General features: G+C 71.6%; 20 protein-coding genes. 7 read left to right on the top strand and 13 right to left on the bottom strand.

Features of this window, described 5'->3' with window-relative positions; genetic code table 11:
• Positions 1 to 36 precede the first annotated feature (36 nt).
• Entirely contained in the window at positions 37 to 1,257 is a 1,221-nt protein-coding gene (moeZ, locus tag VHW64_RS00335) for an adenylyltransferase/sulfurtransferase MoeZ (protein WP_329648542.1), read from the bottom strand.
• A 163-nt stretch (positions 1,258 to 1,420) separates the two neighbouring features.
• On the opposite strand from moeZ, the gene VHW64_RS00330 reads away from it, so the two are divergent.
• The 3 genes from VHW64_RS00330 (at position 1,421) to VHW64_RS00320 (ending at position 2,867) form a co-directional block, all read left to right on the top strand.
• Positions 1,421 to 2,065: a TetR/AcrR family transcriptional regulator gene (locus VHW64_RS00330; RefSeq protein ID WP_329648501.1), complete on the top strand. Its 645-nt coding sequence runs from the start codon at positions 1,421 to 1,423 to the stop codon at positions 2,063 to 2,065.
• Between the two features lie 102 nt (positions 2,066 to 2,167).
• Complete coding sequence (locus tag VHW64_RS00325) at positions 2,168 to 2,389, top strand: DUF3107 domain-containing protein (protein ID WP_329648500.1); 222 nt, start codon at positions 2,168 to 2,170, stop codon at positions 2,387 to 2,389.
• A gap of 142 nt (positions 2,390 to 2,531) precedes the next feature.
• A complete protein-coding gene (locus VHW64_RS00320) occupies positions 2,532 to 2,867 on the top strand; it encodes a GlsB/YeaQ/YmgE family stress response membrane protein (RefSeq protein ID WP_329648499.1) in 336 nt (111 codons plus the stop codon).
• Between the two features lie 117 nt (positions 2,868 to 2,984).
• Here VHW64_RS00320 and VHW64_RS00315 read toward each other — a convergent pair whose 3' ends face one another.
• Entirely contained in the window at positions 2,985 to 3,710 is a 726-nt protein-coding gene (locus VHW64_RS00315) for a ferritin-like fold-containing protein (protein ID WP_329648498.1), read from the bottom strand.
• A 210-nt stretch (positions 3,711 to 3,920) separates the two neighbouring features.
• Here VHW64_RS00315 and VHW64_RS00310 point away from each other — a divergent pair, with 210 nt between their 5' ends.
• The gene (locus VHW64_RS00310; protein ID WP_414690433.1) at positions 3,921 to 5,402 is read left to right on the top strand and encodes a DEAD/DEAH box helicase; all 1,482 of its coding nucleotides are present in this window, start codon (positions 3,921 to 3,923) and stop codon (positions 5,400 to 5,402) included.
• Positions 5,403 to 5,434: 32 nt separating this feature from the next.
• Here the strand turns inward: VHW64_RS00310 and VHW64_RS00305 are convergent, their stop codons facing one another.
• Together VHW64_RS00305 and VHW64_RS00300 are read right to left on the bottom strand one after the other, a co-directional pair.
• A complete protein-coding gene (locus VHW64_RS00305) occupies positions 5,435 to 6,202 on the bottom strand; it encodes a L,D-transpeptidase (RefSeq protein WP_329648497.1) in 768 nt (255 codons plus the stop codon).
• The gene (locus tag VHW64_RS00300; protein ID WP_329648496.1) at positions 6,199 to 7,023 is read right to left on the bottom strand and encodes a ParA family protein; all 825 of its coding nucleotides are present in this window, start codon (positions 7,021 to 7,023) and stop codon (positions 6,199 to 6,201) included. The genes VHW64_RS00305 and VHW64_RS00300 overlap by 4 nt, the downstream gene beginning before the upstream one ends.
• Positions 7,024 to 7,083: 60 nt before the next feature.
• Here VHW64_RS00300 and VHW64_RS00295 point away from each other — a divergent pair, with 60 nt between their 5' ends.
• Positions 7,084 to 7,863 carry an SDR family NAD(P)-dependent oxidoreductase gene (locus VHW64_RS00295; protein WP_329648495.1) on the top strand — a complete coding sequence of 260 codons (780 nt, stop codon included), beginning with the start codon at positions 7,084 to 7,086 and terminating at the stop codon, positions 7,861 to 7,863.
• 10 nt (positions 7,864 to 7,873) lie between these two features.
• On the opposite strand, the gene VHW64_RS00290 is transcribed toward VHW64_RS00295, so the two are convergent.
• Genes VHW64_RS00290 through VHW64_RS00280 form a run of 3 tightly spaced genes read right to left on the bottom strand, consistent with a single transcriptional unit; the run spans position 7,874 to position 9,758 of the window.
• Positions 7,874 to 8,491 carry a MarC family protein gene (locus tag VHW64_RS00290; RefSeq protein WP_329648494.1) on the bottom strand — a complete coding sequence of 206 codons (618 nt, stop codon included), beginning with the start codon at positions 8,489 to 8,491 and terminating at the stop codon, positions 7,874 to 7,876.
• 23 nt (positions 8,492 to 8,514) lie between these two features.
• Positions 8,515 to 9,138 (bottom strand): DUF6758 family protein, encoded by a 624-nt coding sequence (locus VHW64_RS00285; RefSeq protein WP_329648493.1) that lies wholly within the window; start codon positions 9,136 to 9,138, stop codon positions 8,515 to 8,517.
• A 59-nt stretch (positions 9,139 to 9,197) separates the two neighbouring features.
• Complete coding sequence (locus tag VHW64_RS00280; RefSeq protein WP_329648492.1) at positions 9,198 to 9,758, bottom strand: histidine phosphatase family protein; 561 nt, start codon at positions 9,756 to 9,758, stop codon at positions 9,198 to 9,200.
• A 74-nt stretch (positions 9,759 to 9,832) separates the two neighbouring features.
• Here VHW64_RS00280 and VHW64_RS00275 point away from each other — a divergent pair, with 74 nt between their 5' ends.
• Positions 9,833 to 11,023: an MFS transporter gene (locus VHW64_RS00275; RefSeq protein WP_329648491.1), complete on the top strand. Its 1,191-nt coding sequence runs from the start codon at positions 9,833 to 9,835 to the stop codon at positions 11,021 to 11,023.
• Here the strand turns inward: VHW64_RS00275 and VHW64_RS00270 are convergent.
• Positions 11,020 to 11,544, bottom strand: a complete 525-nt coding sequence (locus VHW64_RS00270; RefSeq protein WP_329648490.1) for a MaoC family dehydratase — start codon at positions 11,542 to 11,544, stop codon at positions 11,020 to 11,022. The two genes, VHW64_RS00275 and VHW64_RS00270, sit on opposite strands and share 4 nt — an antisense overlap.
• 83 nt (positions 11,545 to 11,627) lie before the next feature.
• On the opposite strand from VHW64_RS00270, the gene VHW64_RS00265 reads away from it, so the two are divergent.
• Positions 11,628 to 12,515: an SMP-30/gluconolactonase/LRE family protein gene (locus VHW64_RS00265; protein ID WP_329648489.1), complete on the top strand. Its 888-nt coding sequence runs from the start codon at positions 11,628 to 11,630 to the stop codon at positions 12,513 to 12,515.
• A 12-nt stretch (positions 12,516 to 12,527) separates the two neighbouring features.
• On the opposite strand, the gene VHW64_RS00260 is transcribed toward VHW64_RS00265, so the two are convergent.
• From VHW64_RS00260 to VHW64_RS00240, 5 genes are all read right to left on the bottom strand, one after another.
• Entirely contained in the window at positions 12,528 to 12,728 is a 201-nt protein-coding gene (locus VHW64_RS00260; RefSeq protein WP_329648488.1) for a DUF5302 domain-containing protein, read from the bottom strand.
• A gap of 89 nt (positions 12,729 to 12,817) precedes the next feature.
• The gene (locus VHW64_RS00255) at positions 12,818 to 13,273 is read right to left on the bottom strand and encodes a YbjQ family protein (protein ID WP_329648487.1); all 456 of its coding nucleotides are present in this window, start codon (positions 13,271 to 13,273) and stop codon (positions 12,818 to 12,820) included.
• Positions 13,274 to 13,318: 45 nt separating this feature from the next.
• Complete coding sequence (locus VHW64_RS00250) at positions 13,319 to 14,347, bottom strand: DUF2332 domain-containing protein (RefSeq protein WP_329648541.1); 1,029 nt, start codon at positions 14,345 to 14,347, stop codon at positions 13,319 to 13,321.
• Between the two features lie 26 nt (positions 14,348 to 14,373).
• Positions 14,374 to 15,165 carry a hypothetical protein gene (locus tag VHW64_RS00245; protein ID WP_329648486.1) on the bottom strand — a complete coding sequence of 264 codons (792 nt, stop codon included), beginning with the start codon at positions 15,163 to 15,165 and terminating at the stop codon, positions 14,374 to 14,376.
• Positions 15,162 to 16,205: acyl-CoA dehydrogenase family protein (locus VHW64_RS00240; RefSeq protein ID WP_329648485.1), on the bottom strand; the 1,044-nt coding region annotated here is incomplete at its 5' end. The genes VHW64_RS00245 and VHW64_RS00240, both read right to left, overlap by 4 nt.

Raw genomic sequence — 16,205 nt, 5'->3', positions numbered from 1 at the left:
CGTCAGCGGGCCGTCAGTGGGCCTTCAGTGGGCCCGTCAGTAGGCGGGCTGGCTGGGGTCGATCTGGTCGACCCAGGCCGACACTCCGCCACCCACGTGGACGGCGTCGCCGTACCCGGCTCCCTTGACGATCGCCAGAGTCTCCGCCGACCGGATCCCGGTCTTGCAGTGCATCACGATCTGCTTGCCGGAGTCGACGCCCGGCAGCTTGGCCAGGGCGGAGCCGTTGAGGAACTCGCCCTTCGGGATGAGCACCGAGCCCGGGATGCGGTTGATGTCGTACTCGTTGGGCTCGCGCACGTCGACCAGCACGAAGTCCCGGCCACCGTCCTCGCGCTCCGCGAGCATGCTCTGGAGCTGCGCCACCGAGATCGTCGACCCCACCGCCGCCTCGGAGGCCTCCTCCGAGATCGCCCCACAGAACGTCTCGTAGTCGATGAGCCCGGTGACGGTGGGGTTCTCCCCGCACAGCGCACAGTGGGGATCCTTGCGGACCCGCAGCTTGCGGTACTCCATCTCCAGCGCGTCGTAGATCATCAGCTGGCCGGCGAGCGGCTCGCCGATTCCGGTGAGCAGCTTGATCGCCTCGGTGACCTGGATCGCGCCGATGCTCGCGCACAGCACACCGAGCACGCCGCCCTCGGCGCAGCTCGGCACCATGCCCGGCGGTGGCGGCTCGGGGTAGAGGCAGCGGTAGCACGGCAGGTCGGCACCCGCGATCTCGGACAGGGTCGGCGCGAACACGCTGGCCTGGCCGTCGAAGCGGTAGATCGAGCCCCAGACGTAGGGGATCTTCAAGAAGTACGCCGCGTCGTTGACCAGGTAGCGGGTCGCGAAGTTGTCGGTGCCGTCGACGATGAGGTCATAGCCCTCGAAGATCCGCATCACGTTGTCGTTGTCGAGTCGCTCGTCGTGTAACACGACCTGGACCAGCGGGTTGACCTCTGCGATGGACTCCTTGGCCGACTGCGCCTTCGGCTTGCCCACGTCGGACTGCCCGTGGATCACCTGGCGCTGGAGGTTGGACTCGTCGACCTCGTCGAACTCCACGAGCCCGATCGTGCCGACGCCGGCCGCGGCGAGGTAGAGCAGGGCCGGGCTGCCGAGCCCGCCCGCCCCGATCACCAGCACCCTGGCGCTCTTCAGCCGGCGCTGACCGGCCATCCCCACGTCGGGGATGATGAGGTGGCGGCTGTAGCGGCGGACCTCGTCGACGGTCAGCTCGGCGACCGGCTCGACGAGCGGCGGCAGGGACACGGCGTACTCCTGGTTCAGAGGGGTTCTCACGGGGGCAACCCGCGGGTGGCTCTGCATGTTCCCGACCGGGTCGGTGCATGTTCCCGACCGGGTCGGTGCGACCACGGCCGCGTCCGTCATCTGGACAGGCGGCTCGGATCGGCACCGTGGGTAGGGTGCCACCGTGGTCAGAAGCACCGACACGACGCCGGCGACGCCGCAGAAGCCCCGCGGGGGCCGGCTCCCGCGGCGGGAGCGGCGCGCCCAGCTGTTGGACTCGGCCCTCGGGGTGTTCGTGGCCCAGGGCTACCACGCCGCGGCGATGGACGACATCGCCGAGCGCGCCGGAGTCTCCAAGCCGGTGCTGTACCAGCACTTCCCCGGCAAGCTGGAGCTCTACCTCGCGCTGCTGGACGCTGCCTGCGACGAGGTCATCGACAACTGCCGGGTCGCCCTGGCAGCCACCCCGGACAACAAGACCCGGGTGGCCGCCGCGATGGCGGCGTTCTACTCCTACGTCGCGGGCGAGCGCGGTGCCTTCCGGCTCGTCTTCGAGTCCGACCTCACCAGCGAGCCGGCGGTGCGCGAGCACGTCGAGCGGGTGACCGCCGAGTGCGCCGCGATGATCGCCGAGGTCATCCACGACGACACCGGGCTGCCGCCGGACCAGTCGCGGCTGCTGGCGGTCTCGCTGGTGGGAATGGCCCAGGTGAGCGCGAGGTTCTGGGTGTCGGAGTCCACCGGGCTCACCCAGGCCGAGGCGGTCGAGCTGGTCAGTGCGCTGGCCTGGCGCGGGATCCGGGGCTACCCGCTCAACGACGAGCACTGAGACCGCATCCACAGGCCCACGCCCCGACCCCCGCTCCTCGACCCCACGCACGCCGATCCCGGACCAAGCCAACGCCAGCGCGCCACTGCCTGAAGGAGAACCATGGAAGTCAAGATCGGAGTCCAGCACGCGCCCCGCGAGCTCGTCGTCGACACCACGCAGAGCCCCGACGAGGTGCAGGCGGCGCTGACCAAGGCGCTGAAGGACGACGGCGTCCTCACCCTCGACGACGCCCGCGGTCGCCAGATCCTGGTGCCGGCGAGGGCGATCGCCTATGTCGAGGTCGGTGGCGGTGTGAGCGGGCAGGTCGGCTTCCGCGGCTGAGCGGCTGAGCGGCTGGGCGGCTGGGCGGCTGGGCGATCGTTTGCCCTGACCGCGTCGCGGGAACAGGATGGGCATTGCCGGCCGGTCTCGTGAGGCGGCCGGCGTCCTGCCCCGTCGGGGCACCGACCGAAAGGTGGACCTCGTGACCGTCACGACGATCGCTCCCCTGCTCACCAAGTGCGGGCATCACTGGAGCCTGGGCGGGATCCTGTTCCTGCTCATCGGCGGCGCCGTCATCGGCATCCTGGGCAAGCTGGTGGCCCCCGGTGACCGGGAGAAGATCCCCTTCTGGCTGACCGTGCTCTGCGGCATCGTCGGGATCTTCGTGGGCAACTGGCTCTACGTCGACCTCCTCGGTGGCCGGTGCAGCACCGGCGGGATCGACTGGCTGCGCCACATCGTCCAGGTGCTCGCGGCCGCGGTGATCGTCATGGTCGCCGCCGGCCTGACCGGCCGCTCCCGCTCCTCCGTCCGGTAGCCGCACCCCACTGCCAAATCCCCCGCTTCAGCGGGGGATTTGGCACTTCTTGGGGGTTGCAGCGGCCAAGAAGTGACAAGAACCCCACTGAAGCGGGGGATTTGACAGCCCCTGGACTCAGGCGGCGAGGCCGAGGTCGGCCATCCGCTGGTCGTGGCGGTCGGTGATCCTGGTGAACATCCGGCCGATCGCGGCGAGGTCGAGACCGGGGCGGTCGATCCCACCGGCCAGGAGCGCGCTGAGGGCGTCGCGCTCGGCGGCCACCCGCTGGGCCTGGGTCAGCGCCTCCCCCATCAGGCGCCGACCCCACAGCGCGAGCCGGCCGGCGAGCCGCGGGTCCTCGCCGATCGCCCGGCGTAGATGGCGCACCGCGAAGTCGGCCTGTCCGGCATCCTCGAGCGAGGCGATCACCAGGTCGCGGGTCCCGCTGTCGAGGTACGCCGCGATCTCGCGGTAGAAGTCGGCCGCGAGGCCGTCGCCGACGTAGGCCTTGACCAGGCCCTCGTGCCAGTCTGCCGGGGCGGTGTGGGCGTGGAAGAGGTCGATCGCCGCCGTGAACGGTGCCATCGCGTCGAAGGGGTCGGTCCCGAGCTCCCGCAGACGCTCGTGGAGGCGTACGACGTGCCCGAACTCCAGGCTCGCCATGGCGCCCATCTCGACCCGGTCTCGCACCGTCGGCGCCAGCTTCGCGTCGTCCACGAGACGCTCGAACGCCGACAGCTCGCCGTAGGCGATCACGCCGAGGAGGTCGACCACGGCCAGGCGGTACTCCGGGTCCTCGAAGACCACGCCATCCGCCGCGACGGCACCTTCGGTCACCGGAACCGGCTCGGATTCAGACATGCGCCCACGCTACCGATAGACTGGGGCCCGTCCCCGCGTGAGCGGTGAGGACGTGCGCCGGCCTCGACGGCGGCGCTGGATGTGCGCGGCAGACGCGATCGGTTTCGAGCATTCGAGCCTGGGCCTCCGCCGCCGGACGACCAGCTCGACCTGTCAGCCCGGCCCAAACCTGCGGTCCGGGGGGCTCGAACGAAAGAAAACTCCATCACCGTGACCACCTTCCGAGAGCTCGGGGTGCTCCCCGAGATCTGCGACGCGCTCGAGCGCGCCAACATCACCACTCCCTTCGCCATCCAGGAGATGACCCTGTCGGTCGCCCTGCTCGGCACCGACCTGATCGGCCAGGCCCGCACGGGCACCGGCAAGACCCTCGCCTTCGGCATCCCGGTCATGCAGCGCAGCGTCACGCCGACCGACCCGGCCTACGCCGACCTGCCGCAGGGCAAGCCGCAGGCGCTGATCGTGGCGCCGACCCGTGAGCTCGCGCTCCAGGTCAGCGGCGACCTCGCCCTGGCCAGCGCCGACCTCGGCCTGCGCGTCCTGACCGTCTACGGCGGCGTCGCCTACGAGCCGCAGCTCGACGCGCTGACCACCGGCGTCGACATCGTCGTCGGTACGCCGGGTCGCCTGATCGACCTGTGCAACCGTCGGTCGCTCGACATCTCCCACGTCCACGCGCTGGTGCTGGACGAGGCCGACGAGATGCTCGACCTCGGCTTCCTGCCCGATGTCGAGAAGCTGCTGTCGATGACCCCCGAGACCCGGCAGACCATGCTGTTCTCGGCCACCATGCCCGGTGCGATCGTGGCGCTGGCCCGCACCCACATGCGTCACCCGATGAACATCCGGGCCGAGTCGTCCTACGACACCCAGCTCGTGCCGGCCACCGCCCAGTTCATCTACCAGGCCCACGACCTCGACAAGCCCGAGATCATCGCCCGCATCCTCCAGGCCGACGACGCCGAGAAGGTCATCGTCTTCACCCGCACCAAGCGTCAGGCGCAGCGGGTCGCCGAGGACCTGGCCGAGCGCGGCTTCAAGGCCTCACCGCTGCACGGCGACATGGCCCAGATCGCCCGCGAGAAGGCCCTGACCAAGTTCCGCGAGAACAAGATGCGGGTGCTCGTCGCGACCGACGTCGCCGCGCGTGGCATCGACGTGCAGGGCGTCTCCCACGTCATCAACTACACCTGCCCCGAGGACGAGAAGACCTACATCCACCGGATCGGCCGCACCGGCCGAGCGGGCGCGAGCGGGATCGCGGTGACCTTCGTCGACTGGGCCGACCTGCACCGCTGGAAGATGATCAACAAGGCGCTCGAGCTGCCGTTCGACGAGCCGCAGGAGATCTACTCGACCTCGCCGCGCATCTTCCACGACCTCGGCATCCCGGAGGGGACCAAGGGCCGGATCGTCCCACCGCGGCCCGAGCCGGAGCGGAGTGCCAGCGAGCGCGGTGACCGTGGGAGCGATCGACCCCGTCGCGAGCGGGCACCGCGCAACCGTCAGCGCACCCGTACCCGCAGCGGCGAGAAGGTCGCGGCGAACGGCGACCGTGCGGAGGGCACCAGCGCCACGACCGAGGCGTCCCCTTCGGCAGAGCGCCCCGACGGACAGCCACGCAGCCGTCGGCGCCGTCGCCGCAGCGGAAGCGGCTCCAGCTCCAGCTCCGGCCGGGCCGCCCAGGCCTGACTCGCCGCTCAGGCACTCAGGCACTCAGGCACTCAGGCGACGACGACGACCTTGGTGCCGATCGGGGCGAAGTCCCACAGCGCGATCGCGTCCGGGAGGTACTGCCGGATGCAGCCGTGCGACTCCGGGGTGCCCAGCTGGGCCCGGGTCTGGAGCGGCACGCCGTTCTTGGTCGGGATCGAGTGGAATCCGATCGCCGCGCCGGTGGGCCCCTGGGTGAAGCGCACGAAGTACTGCATCACCCCCGAGTCGTCGACGCCGACGGCCCAGCGGGACTTGGAGTAGACCGAGTAGGTGCCCGGCTGGAGGTTGTGGGTGAGGCTTCCCGAGACCAGGTAGGTCCGCTGGACGTCGTCACTTGAGGCACCGACCAGCCAGACCCGCTGGGAGCTCTGGCTGAACACGATCCGACGTCCCGACCCGCTGCTGACCGGCACGGAGCTCGCAGTGGTGGAGTCCGACGACGTGCTGGCCGGAGGGCTGCCGGTGAGCTGGGAGCCGCCCGGGTCGGAGCCCGCGGACGACGAGGCGTCGCCGGAGGGCGCGTCCGCCGAGTGCCGGTGGGTCGAGGGCGAGGCCTTGCCCTGGCCGCCGCCCACCCCGGCGGGCACGTCGGGGCTCTGACTCGGCGAGCCGACGCCGGTGAACGACGCGGCCCGCGGCCCGGCCCCCGCCTGCGCGGAGCCGCCGGAGAGCAGGCCGAAGCCCGCCAGCGCGGCCACGGCCGAGACCGTGACCGAGGCGGCGAGCGCCGCGATCCGTCCGTAGCGCGGCCGCACCTCGCGGCGATGGGTACTCACCGGCGACCCCCAGAACCGGGACGCCGGCGGGCCCGGGTCATCAGCGCCGCGGCCACCTCACGGTAGGCGCGGGCGCCCTTGCCGCTGCGGTTGGTGCTCAGGATCGAGCGACCCGCCGCGGGAGCCTCGGCGAACTTGATCGTCTTCGGGATCGGCGGCTCGACCACGTCGAGGTCGTAGGTCTCCGAGATGGTCTCCAGGACCGTTCGCGCGTGGTTCGTGCGGCCGTCGTACAACGTGGGGAGGACGCCCCACACCTCCAGATCGCGGTTGGTGTAGCGGCGTACGTCGTGGACGGTGTCCAGCAGCTGTCCCACACCCCGGTGCGACAGGGTCTCGCACTGGAGCGGCACCAGCACGCCCCGGGCCGCGGTGAGCGCCGCGACCGTGAGGACGCCGAGCGAGGGCGGGCAGTCGAGCAGCACCCAGTCGTAGCGGCCGCCCGGGTGCTGAGCGAGATCGTCGAGGGCGCCGCGCAGGACGTGCTCGCGCCCGGTGCGGGTCAGCAGGTCGGCCTCGGCGCGGGCGAGCTCGATGGTGGCCGGCAGGAGGTCGACGCCGTCGTCGGTGGTGACGATCGCCTCGGCCGGGTGCAGGCCCTTGGTCAGCACGTGGTGCAACGAGAGCTCGAGGTCCTCCGGGTCGATGCCCAGCGAGAAGGTCAGGCACGCCTGCGGGTCGAGGTCGACCAGCAGCACGGACTGTCCCAGCTCCGCCAGCGCGGCACCGATCGAGGCGACCGACGTGGTCTTCGCGACCCCGCCCTTCTGGTTGGCGACAGCCAGCACCAGCGGCGCCACGGGGGAAGGTGTGGTGGACATCGCGTCCCATCATGCCTGACGACCTTGCCCGCAGCGTGCATGCGCGGGTTGGCTGGTCGCATGCGCGCCGCAGCCACCCCCCGCCCCCTGGCGCTGGTGACCGGCCCGACCGCCGGTCTGGGCCGGGTCTTCGCCGACCGTCTCGCCGCCCGGGGCTACGACCTCGTCCTGGTCGCCCGTGACCCCGTCCGGCTGGGGGGAGTCGCCGCCGAGATCTCCGCGGCGTACGCCGTGACCTGCGAGGTCCTGGTCGCCGACCTGGTCGACCGCGGACAGCTGGCGACCGTCGAGGAGCGGGTCTCCTCTCGCGAGCATCCGGTCGACCTCCTGGTCAACAACGCCGGCTTCGGCCTCAAGCGCACGTTCCTGCACAACACCGTCGACGAGGAGCAGGCCCTGCTCGACGTGCTCGTCACGGCGCCGATGCGGCTCACCCACGCCGCGCTGCGCCAGATGACCGAGCGGCACACCGGCGGCATCATCAACGTCTCGAGCGTCGCGGGCACCCAGCCACGCGGCTCCTACAGCGCGGCCAAGGCCTACCTGAACCGGTTCGGCGAGTGGGCCTCCCACCAGTACGCCGCGGACGGCGTGCGGATCATGACCCTGCTGCCCGGCTTCACCCGCACCGAGTTCCACGAGCGCATGGACGTCGGCCGCGGCGCCGTCCCGGGGCCGCTCTGGCTCGACGTCGACCGGGTCGTCGACGAGGCGCTGGCCGACTTCGACGCCGGCAGGCGCGTCTCGATCCCCAGCAGGCGCTACAAGCTGATCGCCACCGCGAGCAAGCACCTCCCGGTCGGGCTACTCCAGCGCTTCCAGTCCCTCGGCCGTCGTTGAGTGGCGCCGATCAACGATAGGCGAGCACGAAGGCGTGGACGGCGTCCGCGACCAGCTGGACCGCGATGGCGCTGAGGAGCAGGCCGGCGATCCGGGTGACCAGGAGGATCCCGGACTCACGCAGCAGGCGCAGGATCGGCACCGAGAACGTCATTGCCAGCCAGATGCACAGGTGGACCACGATCACCGCCAGGGCGACCGCGGTGAAGTCGCCCACGTCGTGCACCCGCTTGGAGAACACCATGGTGGCCACGATCGCCCCGGGCCCGGCCAGCAGCGGCGTGCCGAGCGGGACCAGGGCGACGTTCGTGTCGCCCTGACGGGTCGGCTCGTCCCCGCGTCCGGTGAGCAGCTCGAGCGCCACCAGGAGCAGGAGGAGCCCGCCCGCGCACTGGAGGGCGGGCAGCGAGACGTGGAGGTACGCCAGGATCCGCTGGCCGAAGAAGGCGAAGACCGAGATCACGACGAACGAGACCAGGACGGCCTGGCGCGCCGCCCGTCGGATCGCGTCGGGTGAGTACCCACCCGTCAACGACAAGAACAGCGGCACCGTGCCGACCGGGTCCACGATCACGAACAGCGTCACGAAGGCGCTGGTGAACAGCGCGCCGTCGAGGATGCTGCCCATCGAGGCAGGCTAGTGGTCCCGACTCACCAGGCCGGTGCCGGTCCGCCGAACGACATCTCCACCAGCGGCGGCCCGATACCGGAGACGTCCCGCAGGATCCACTCGTCGCGCAGCAGCAGCATCGCCGAGGCGGGTCGCAGCACGACCCACAGCCATCGTCCGTGGGCCTCGCCGGCCACGACGGAGCGGTCCAGCTCGCCGTCGGCGTCCGCGGTCGAGACCGGCCACAGCGGCACCGACTGGCTCCCGATCCGGACCCGCACCACCGGCGGGCCCACCCCGATGTCCGAACCCGGATCGAGGTGCGGCGTCCCCGCGCAGCGGGCGCCAAGACCCGTCCCCGACTCCTCGCTGACCACGAAGACGTCGACCGGCCCGTCCAACGCACTGGTCCCCGAGCTGCACGTCATCGTGGCGCGGGCGTCGCGGTCGCCACTGCCGACCACGGCGAAGTCGGTGACCGACCAACCCGGGCTCATCGGCCAGGGCAGGTACGTCGGGAACTCGCGCGCCGTCCTCAGCGCCTCGGCGAAGCCGTCGTACGACGCCTCCTGGGGCCGGTGGAGCACCGGGGTCGGGCCGTGCACCGGGCAGGACGGCGCGTCGAGCGGGGTGGGGCAGCGCGGACACTCCGTGCGGAGCGGCATGAGGACCACCGTCGCGACTCCGGACGGACCCGTCAAGGGCGCGGGTGCTCGAGACGTGGTCAGAGGTTCCAGCGCAGGACGACGGGCGTGTCGCGCTCGAAGCCCAGCACCGAGATGGTCGCGGTGTCGAGGCGGAGGTGGCGTCCCTCCGCGACGGGCAGCTCGAGCCAGCGCGCCGCGAGGGCCCGCAGGCAGTGTCCGTGCCCGAACAGCAGGACCCGGCCGCCGGTCGCTCGGCAGCGGGCCACCACCCGGTCCAGCCGGTCGCTGACCTGGCCGGCCGACTCCCCGCCGGGCACGGGTCCCTGCCAGATGGTCCATCCCGGGTAGGTCTCGCGGATCTGCTCGGTGGTCAGGCCCTCGAGCTCGCCGTAGTCCCACTCGACGAGGTCGTCGTCCACCTGTGCCTCCGGGTGGCCGCCGAGCCGGGCCGTCTCCCGGGCCCGCTCGCGTGGAGAGGTGAGCACCAGCGAGAACTCCTCGTCGGCCAGTCGCCTCCGCAGTGTCGCGGCGACCGCGCGTCCCGGCTCGGTGAGCGGGAGGTCGGTGGTGGAGGTGTGCCGCCCGTCGCGGCTCCACTCGGTCTCGCCGTGCCGGACCAGCCACACCTCGTCAGCCATGGCCGTCATCGTGCCAGGCCTGACCAGTGCCGCCGGCTGACGAGTTCGGGCTCCGGCGTGTCACGATGCCGCGCATGGCGACGTCTCGCGCGGGTGGCCGCTCCCGCGCCGACGGGGCCGCGACGCCCTACGCGCGCCCGCGTCTCGCGGCGGCGTCCGGCTTCTTCACCCAGGGCTTCGTGTTCATCAGTCTGACGACCCGGCTGCCGAAGGTGCAGGACCGCTGGCACTACAGCGACACGACGCTGTCGTTGCTCCTGCTGATGATGGTGCTCCTCGCCGGAGTCGGGAGCGTGCTCGCGGAGACCGCGTGCAGGCGCGTCGACAGTGCGACGATCCTGCGCTGCGGGCTCCTCGGGATCGCCGTCGCGGTGCCGGTCTTCGCGGTGGCGCCCGACCGCGCCGTGTTCATGGCCTCGATGGCGGTGTACGGCGTCTCCCTGGGTGCGGTCGACGCGACCACCAACATGCAGGCGGTGGCGCTGGAGCACCGCTACGAGCGACCGATCCTGCCGTCGTTCCACGGCTCGTGGACGCTCGGCGGCTTCCTGGGCTCGGCAGTGGCGCTGGCGATGGGACACCTGCCGATCTCGGCGACCGGCGTGGTCGCGGTCCTCCCCCTCGCCGTCGCGTTCGCGCCGTTCCTGCGCCGGACCGGGAAGCGGGTCGTCGTGCACCCCGAGGTGCATGTGCCGTGGCGGCCGATCGTGCTGGTCGGTCTGGCGATGGTGCTCTTCTACATGGTCGACACCGCGGCGTTCACCTGGGGGCCGCAGTATCTCGACAAGGTCTTCCCGACCCCGTCGGGGCTGGTCGCGCTCGCCGTGTTCCCCTACCTGTTGGCCAGCGGTGCCGTCCGGCTCTGCGGAGACGCCCTCGTCGCGAGGCTCGGCGCCGTCCCCGTCCTGCGGGTGGGCACCGTGGTGGCCTGCGCCGGACTCGCGGTGACGGTCTTCGCGCCGGTCTGGCCGGTGGCGGTGCTCGGGTTCCTGATCGTCGGCGGCGGCGTCGCCGTGGTCGCGCCGCTCAGCTTCTCCGCCGCGGCGCGGATCGCGGGCGAGGACGAGACCGATCCGGTGCTGCGCCACCTGCGGGTCGACGCGGTGATCGGCCGCTTCAACCAGTTCAACTACGTCGGCTCGCTGCTCGGCGCGGTGATGACGGGGCTCGTCGGTGCGGGCGACCTCCGGCTGGGCTTCGCCGTCCCCATGGTCCTGGTGCTCGGGATCCTGCCGCTGGCACGCGCCTTCGCGCCGAACCGCTAGGGGCCCGGCCAGTTCCGGTCGGGTCGCGGCTCGGGGCGTCCCGGCTGCTCCCCGCCGCGGGCGTCGAGGTAGCTCTGCTTGGGGACCATCACCCTGCGTCGGAAGACGCACACGACGGTGCCGTCCTGGTTGTAGCCGATCGTCTCGACGTGCACGACCCCGCGGTCGTCCTTGCTGGCCGACTCGCGCTTGTCGAGCACCGTCGTCTGGCCGTACAGGGTGTCGCCGTGGAACGTCGGAGCGACGTGCCGCAGCGACTCGACCTCCAGGTTGGCGATGGCCTTGCCCGAGACGTCGGCCACGCTCATGCCGAGCAGCAGGGAGTAGACGTAGTTGCCGACCACGACGTTCCTGCCGAACTGGGTGCTCTCCCCCGCATAGCGCGCGTCCAGATGGAGCGGGTGGTGGTTCATCGTCAGCAGGCAGAACAGGTGGTCGTCGTACTCGGTGACCGTCTTGCCCGGCCAGTGCTGGTACGTCGCGCCGACCTCGAACTCCTCGAACGTGCGGCCGAACTGCATGCGCCACATCCTGCCGCAGCGCCGGCGAGGTCTCGACGGGCTACGCCGTGGGAAACCTCACCCGCGCGTGCGAGCATCGGCCCATGGACGTCCTCTGCTCCGGGTACGGGCTGGTCGAGTCGCCGCGCTGGCACGACGGCCGGCTGTGGTTCAGCGACTGGACCGGTGGGCAGGTCGTCGCGGTCGACGACGCGGGCGCGACCGAGGTCGTGCTCGAGCACCGCTCGCTGCCGATGTGCTTCGACTTCCTTCCGGACGGCCGGCTGGTGCTGGTGTCGAACCAGGAGCGGGGGCTGCTGACGCTCGAGGCGGACGGCTCGCTCGCGACCTACGCCGACCTGTCGTCGTTGTCGTCCTACGGGTGCAACGACATCGTCGTCGACGGGCAGGGGCGGGTCTTCGTCAACAGCCCGGACTTCGACTTCGCCTCGGGACCGCCACCCGGTGAGGTGCAGCCCGGCCTGATCGGGGTCGTGTCCCCGGACGGCGAGGCGCGCGCGGTCGCCGGCGACATCGCGTTCCCGAACGGGATGGCGGTCAGCGCCGACGGGTCGACCCTGGTGGTCGCCGACTCCTACCGCAGCCAGCTGGTCGGCTTCGACATCGCCGCCGACGGCTCGCTGTCGGGCCGCCGCGTCTGGGCCGACCTCCCTGGTGCCGGCCTCCCTGGTGCCAACCGGGGCGGCGACAACCCGGACGGCATCTGCCTCGACGCCGACGGCGCCGCGTGGTACGCCGACGTCCCGCATCGGCGCTGTGTCCGGGTGGCCGAGGGCGGCGAGGTCCTGGCGAGCGTCGAGCTCGACCGCGGCGGCTTCGCCTGCATGCTCGGCGGCACCGACCGGCCGTACCTCTACGCGGTCTGCGCCGTGTGGCCAGGGGCTGCGGGGCTCATGACGCACACCGAGTGGGACGGACAGGTCGTCCGGATCCCGGTCGACGTCGCAGGGGCGGGCTGGCCGGCCCGCTGAGCCGGCCGCGACTCAGCTGCCGCCGCCGCCGGCCTTGCGGCGGTGCACCTTCGGACCGGTACCGCCGTGGACCTCCGAGCCGTGCGCCTTCTCCCGCAGCGGGCTGTCCTCGCGGCCACCCCGCGCCTTGGCGTTCTTCCGGTCGAGGGCCTCGCGCATCTTGGCCTTGAGATCGTCGTTCGCCGGGTCGTTGGCGGGCTTCTCCTGGCTCATGGCTCCACCCTGCCACCCGCCCGGTCACGGGTCGAGCCGATTGACGGGTGTCGGCCGGGCTACTGACCGACGGGCTACCGGCCGACGGCCTACTGGCCGCCGCCGTACTGGTCGCCGCCGAGGGTCTCCTGGACCCCCTGCGCCGGCTGGGCCGGCTGTCCGGCGCCGCCCATGTCGTAGCCGAGCCGGGTGGCGGTCTCGCGCGCGCCGTCGCTGACCGGGACGGCGACCACGGCCGTGCCGAAGGCACAGATCTCGGTCCAGGTGTCACCCATCTCGGAGGTGTCGAAGCGCATCGCGACCACGGCGTTCGCCCCGCGGGCGCGGGCCTCGTCGATCATCCGGCCCATCACCTCGTTGCGGCTGTTGACCAGGTTGGAGGTCATGCCCTTGAGCTCGCCGCCCACCAGGGACTTGAACCCCGCACCCATCTGCGAGAAGGCGTTGCGCGAGCGCACCGTGAGGCCGAAGACCTCGCCACACACCTGACGGATCTCCCATCCGGGAAGGTCGTTCGTGGTCACCACCAGCATGAGGTCCTCCATCGACGGCTCAGGCGCCCGCGATGGGCGCAGGCACAGCGTAGGGGCTCACTCCCAGGACACGGGGATCCCGTGCGGTGCCATCGTCGCGAGGAACTCCCGCTCGGAACCAGGCGGCCAGGTCTCGGCGCACACCCAGAACTCGTGCGGCGCCTCGGGGGTGCGCCGAGTCGGCTCGGCGGCGAGGTGGGCCAGCGGGGCGTCACCGCGGGCCTGGGCCCCCAGCGCGGCGAGCCTGGTGCCGACTCGTGCCCGCTGCTCCCTCGGGACGTACTGCCACATCACGCTGTGCCACAGCACGGTCAGGGTCCCCGGCACGACCGTCAGCCGATCGACGTACGACGCCGCATCGGCCGCCTCGACCGGCACGGGTCGCTCGCGGGCGAGCCCGATCGCCCCGGCGAGGCGGGCGTGGCGCGCGGTCATGTCCGGCCAGACGTACGACGTGAGGGTGAGCCGGCCGTCCTCGGTGGTGACGTCGAGGGGATGGAGGTCCGACCCGCCACGCTCGACGACCTCGAGCCCGGCGTCCACCGGCGGGACGGCGCCCCGCCAGGCCCCCAGCAGAGCGACCGGAGCGGCCGGGTCGCCCCACCCGGTGCCGGACTCGTGGGTGAAGCGGAAGCGGTCGGCCTGGAGGTTCAGCCCGGCGCTCGCGCCGATCTCGAACAGCCGGACCGGCAGCCGCCAGCGCTCGGACAGGGCGAGCAGCCCGCCGACCAGGGCGGCGGCCCTGCCGACCTCGTTGGTCTGCGGGGCGCGGTCGAGCAGCGGCCGTACCTCGTCGGCCCGACGCGACAGGAAGCCGACGACCTCCTCGACCCCGTGGGAGTCCCAGGTGCCGCCGGTCGTCGGGTAGAGCCCGGCCAGCTCGGGGGCCTTGCCGGCCAGCGTCAACCGGTGCAGGCTCCCGGCCAGCCGCAGGGCCAGCCCCGAGGGCCCGGGGTCGTCCTCGTGTCCGCGCAGCACCACGGAGGTGGGACCACCTGCCTCGAGGTCGTCGGCCAGACCGGCGAGCAGCTCGGCGTACATCGTCGAGCCGAGGCGCTGGCAGGCGGCGGCCTGGAGGCGGAACAGCCCGGGTTGGGAGCGCTCGGTCGGGCTCAGCGGCCGGCCGGCCTCTCGCCGCGCGCCGCCCCGAACGGGTTGGGACCGTGTCCCACCTCGCGAAGCGCGAGCATGCTCTCGAGGAGCTCGTCGTCGCAGGACCCGGTGACGAACTCCGCCAGACCCTTCAGCGAGGCCGCCGCCACCGCCCGGTCGGGACTCGTCGTGAGCTCGAACCGCGTGTCGAAGCACCGGTCGGGGCGAGACTGCGTGAGGAAGGTCTGGAGCCGCTCGACCCGGGTGATCTGCTGCACGGCCACCCCGGGCTTGCGAGACCGCCAGAAGCCGGAGGACGAGGTCATCTCGAGGTCGCGGTGGTTCAGGACGTAGCGAGGGTTGTCGAAGGCGAGGTCCATGAAGTCGAAGAAGTCGGCCCACTGACGGGGCCGGACGCGGTGCCAGAGCACCTCCTTGAAGCCCAGGACGTCGATCTCCGCCGCGGGCGCGGAGCCCAGGAGCTGCACCCGGACCAGGTCGCGCACGCTGGCCGCGAAGGCGTCCGTGTCGAGCTCGTGGAGCCCGTAGAACGCCGACGTGGTCTTCGGGTTGCCAGCGCCCGTGAACCGCTGCTGGAACTCCTTCAGACCCAGGTAGGAGCGGAAGATCGGCAGCAGGAAGAGGTTGTTCTCGCCGCGGACCAGGGTGCGCGGCAGCGCGTTCAACATGCCCTGGGTCAGGGTCGACCCCGACCTCCCGTAGGTGACGACGAAGACCCACCGCAACGACGTGGCGGGCGCGTCGGACGAGGACGCCTCAGACTCCTGTGGAACGGAAGACGGGGTGCTCACAGTCGGTAGTCTTCCAGCAGTCTGCGGCCGATGATCATCCGCTGGATGTCGGCGGTCCCCTCGCCGATCAGCAGCATCGGCGCCTCGCGGTAGAGCCGCTCGATCTCGTACTCCTGGGAGAAGCCGTAGCCGCCGTGGATGCGGAAGGAGTCCTCGACGACCTGCGCGCAGTACTCCGAGGCGAGGTACTTCGCCATCCCCGCCTCGAGGTCGTTGCGCTCGCCATGGTCCTTGACCCGCGCCGCCTTGACCATCATCTGGTGGGCCGCCTCGATCTTGGTGGCCATCTCCGCCAGCCGGAACAGCACGGCCTGGTGCTCGGCGATCTTCTTGCCGAACGTCTCGCGCTGCTGGGCGTAGGCGACGCCCAGCTCGAAGGCGCGGTTGGCGACCCCGCAGCCGCGCGCGGCGACGTTGACCCGGCCGACCTCGACGCCGTCCATCATCTGGTAGAAGCCACGGCCGGGCTCGCCGCCGAGGATCTGCTCGGCCGAGATGCGGTGCCCCTCGAAGACGAGCTCGGTGGTGTCGACCCCCTTGTAGCCCATCTTCGCGATCTTGCCCGGGACCGTGACCCCCTGGGCGGTCTCGCCGAAGCCCTCCTGCTTCTCGACCAGGAAGGTCGTCATGCTCTTGTAGACGCTCTCGGCACCAGTGCGCTCAGTTCCCTGGCCGGTCTTCACCAGCACCGCGACCAGGTTGGCCGAGCCGCCGTTGGTCAGCCACATCTTCTGCCCGTCGATGACGTAGTCGCCGTCGTCGCCGCGGACGGCCCTGGTCGTGATCGCGCCGACGTCAGACCCGCAGCCGGGCTCGCTCATCGAGAAGGCGCCGCGCACCTCGCCGGTCGCCATCCGCGGGAGGTACTTCTGCTTCTGCTCGTCGGTGCCGTGCTGGAGGAGCATCCAGGCCACGATGAAGTGGGTGTTCACGATTCCGCTGACGCTCATCCAGCCGCGGGCGATCTCCTCGACCGCCAGCGCGTAGGTGAGCAGCGACTCGCCCAGCCCGTCGTACTCCTCGGGGATCATCAGCCCGAA

The organism is Nocardioides sp. (assembly GCF_036267815.1).
Taxonomy (GTDB): domain Bacteria; phylum Actinomycetota; class Actinomycetes; order Propionibacteriales; family Nocardioidaceae; genus Nocardioides.
The sequence above is the reverse complement of the archived record's forward strand: the minus strand, read 5'-3'. Positions and strand labels throughout refer to the sequence as shown.

What these genes read in the sequence shown, in the direction of transcription:
- VHW64_RS00280 (WP_329648492.1), bottom strand. Translation starts at nt 9,758, where the DNA reads ATGGCTGACGAGGTGTGGCTGGTCCGGCACGGCGAGACCGAGTGGAGC.
- VHW64_RS00315 (WP_329648498.1), bottom strand. Translation starts at nt 3,710, where the DNA reads ATGTCTGAATCCGAGCCGGTTCCGGTGACCGAAGGTGCCGTCGCGGCG.
- VHW64_RS00275 (WP_329648491.1), top strand. Translation starts at nt 9,833, where the DNA reads ATGGCGACGTCTCGCGCGGGTGGCCGCTCCCGCGCCGACGGGGCCGCG.
- VHW64_RS00285 (WP_329648493.1), bottom strand. Translation starts at nt 9,138, where the DNA reads ATGCCGCTCCGCACGGAGTGTCCGCGCTGCCCCACCCCGCTCGACGCG.
- VHW64_RS00325 (WP_329648500.1), top strand. Translation starts at nt 2,168, where the DNA reads ATGGAAGTCAAGATCGGAGTCCAGCACGCGCCCCGCGAGCTCGTCGTC.
- VHW64_RS00295 (WP_329648495.1), top strand. Translation starts at nt 7,084, where the DNA reads ATGCGCGCCGCAGCCACCCCCCGCCCCCTGGCGCTGGTGACCGGCCCG.
- VHW64_RS00260 (WP_329648488.1), bottom strand. Translation starts at nt 12,728, where the DNA reads ATGAGCCAGGAGAAGCCCGCCAACGACCCGGCGAACGACGATCTCAAG.
- VHW64_RS00265 (WP_329648489.1), top strand. Translation starts at nt 11,628, where the DNA reads ATGGACGTCCTCTGCTCCGGGTACGGGCTGGTCGAGTCGCCGCGCTGG.
- VHW64_RS00270 (WP_329648490.1), bottom strand. Translation starts at nt 11,544, where the DNA reads ATGCAGTTCGGCCGCACGTTCGAGGAGTTCGAGGTCGGCGCGACGTAC.
- VHW64_RS00255 (WP_329648487.1), bottom strand. Translation starts at nt 13,273, where the DNA reads ATGGAGGACCTCATGCTGGTGGTGACCACGAACGACCTTCCCGGATGG.
- VHW64_RS00300 (WP_329648496.1), bottom strand. Translation starts at nt 7,023, where the DNA reads ATGTCCACCACACCTTCCCCCGTGGCGCCGCTGGTGCTGGCTGTCGCC.
- VHW64_RS00290 (WP_329648494.1), bottom strand. Translation starts at nt 8,491, where the DNA reads ATGGGCAGCATCCTCGACGGCGCGCTGTTCACCAGCGCCTTCGTGACG.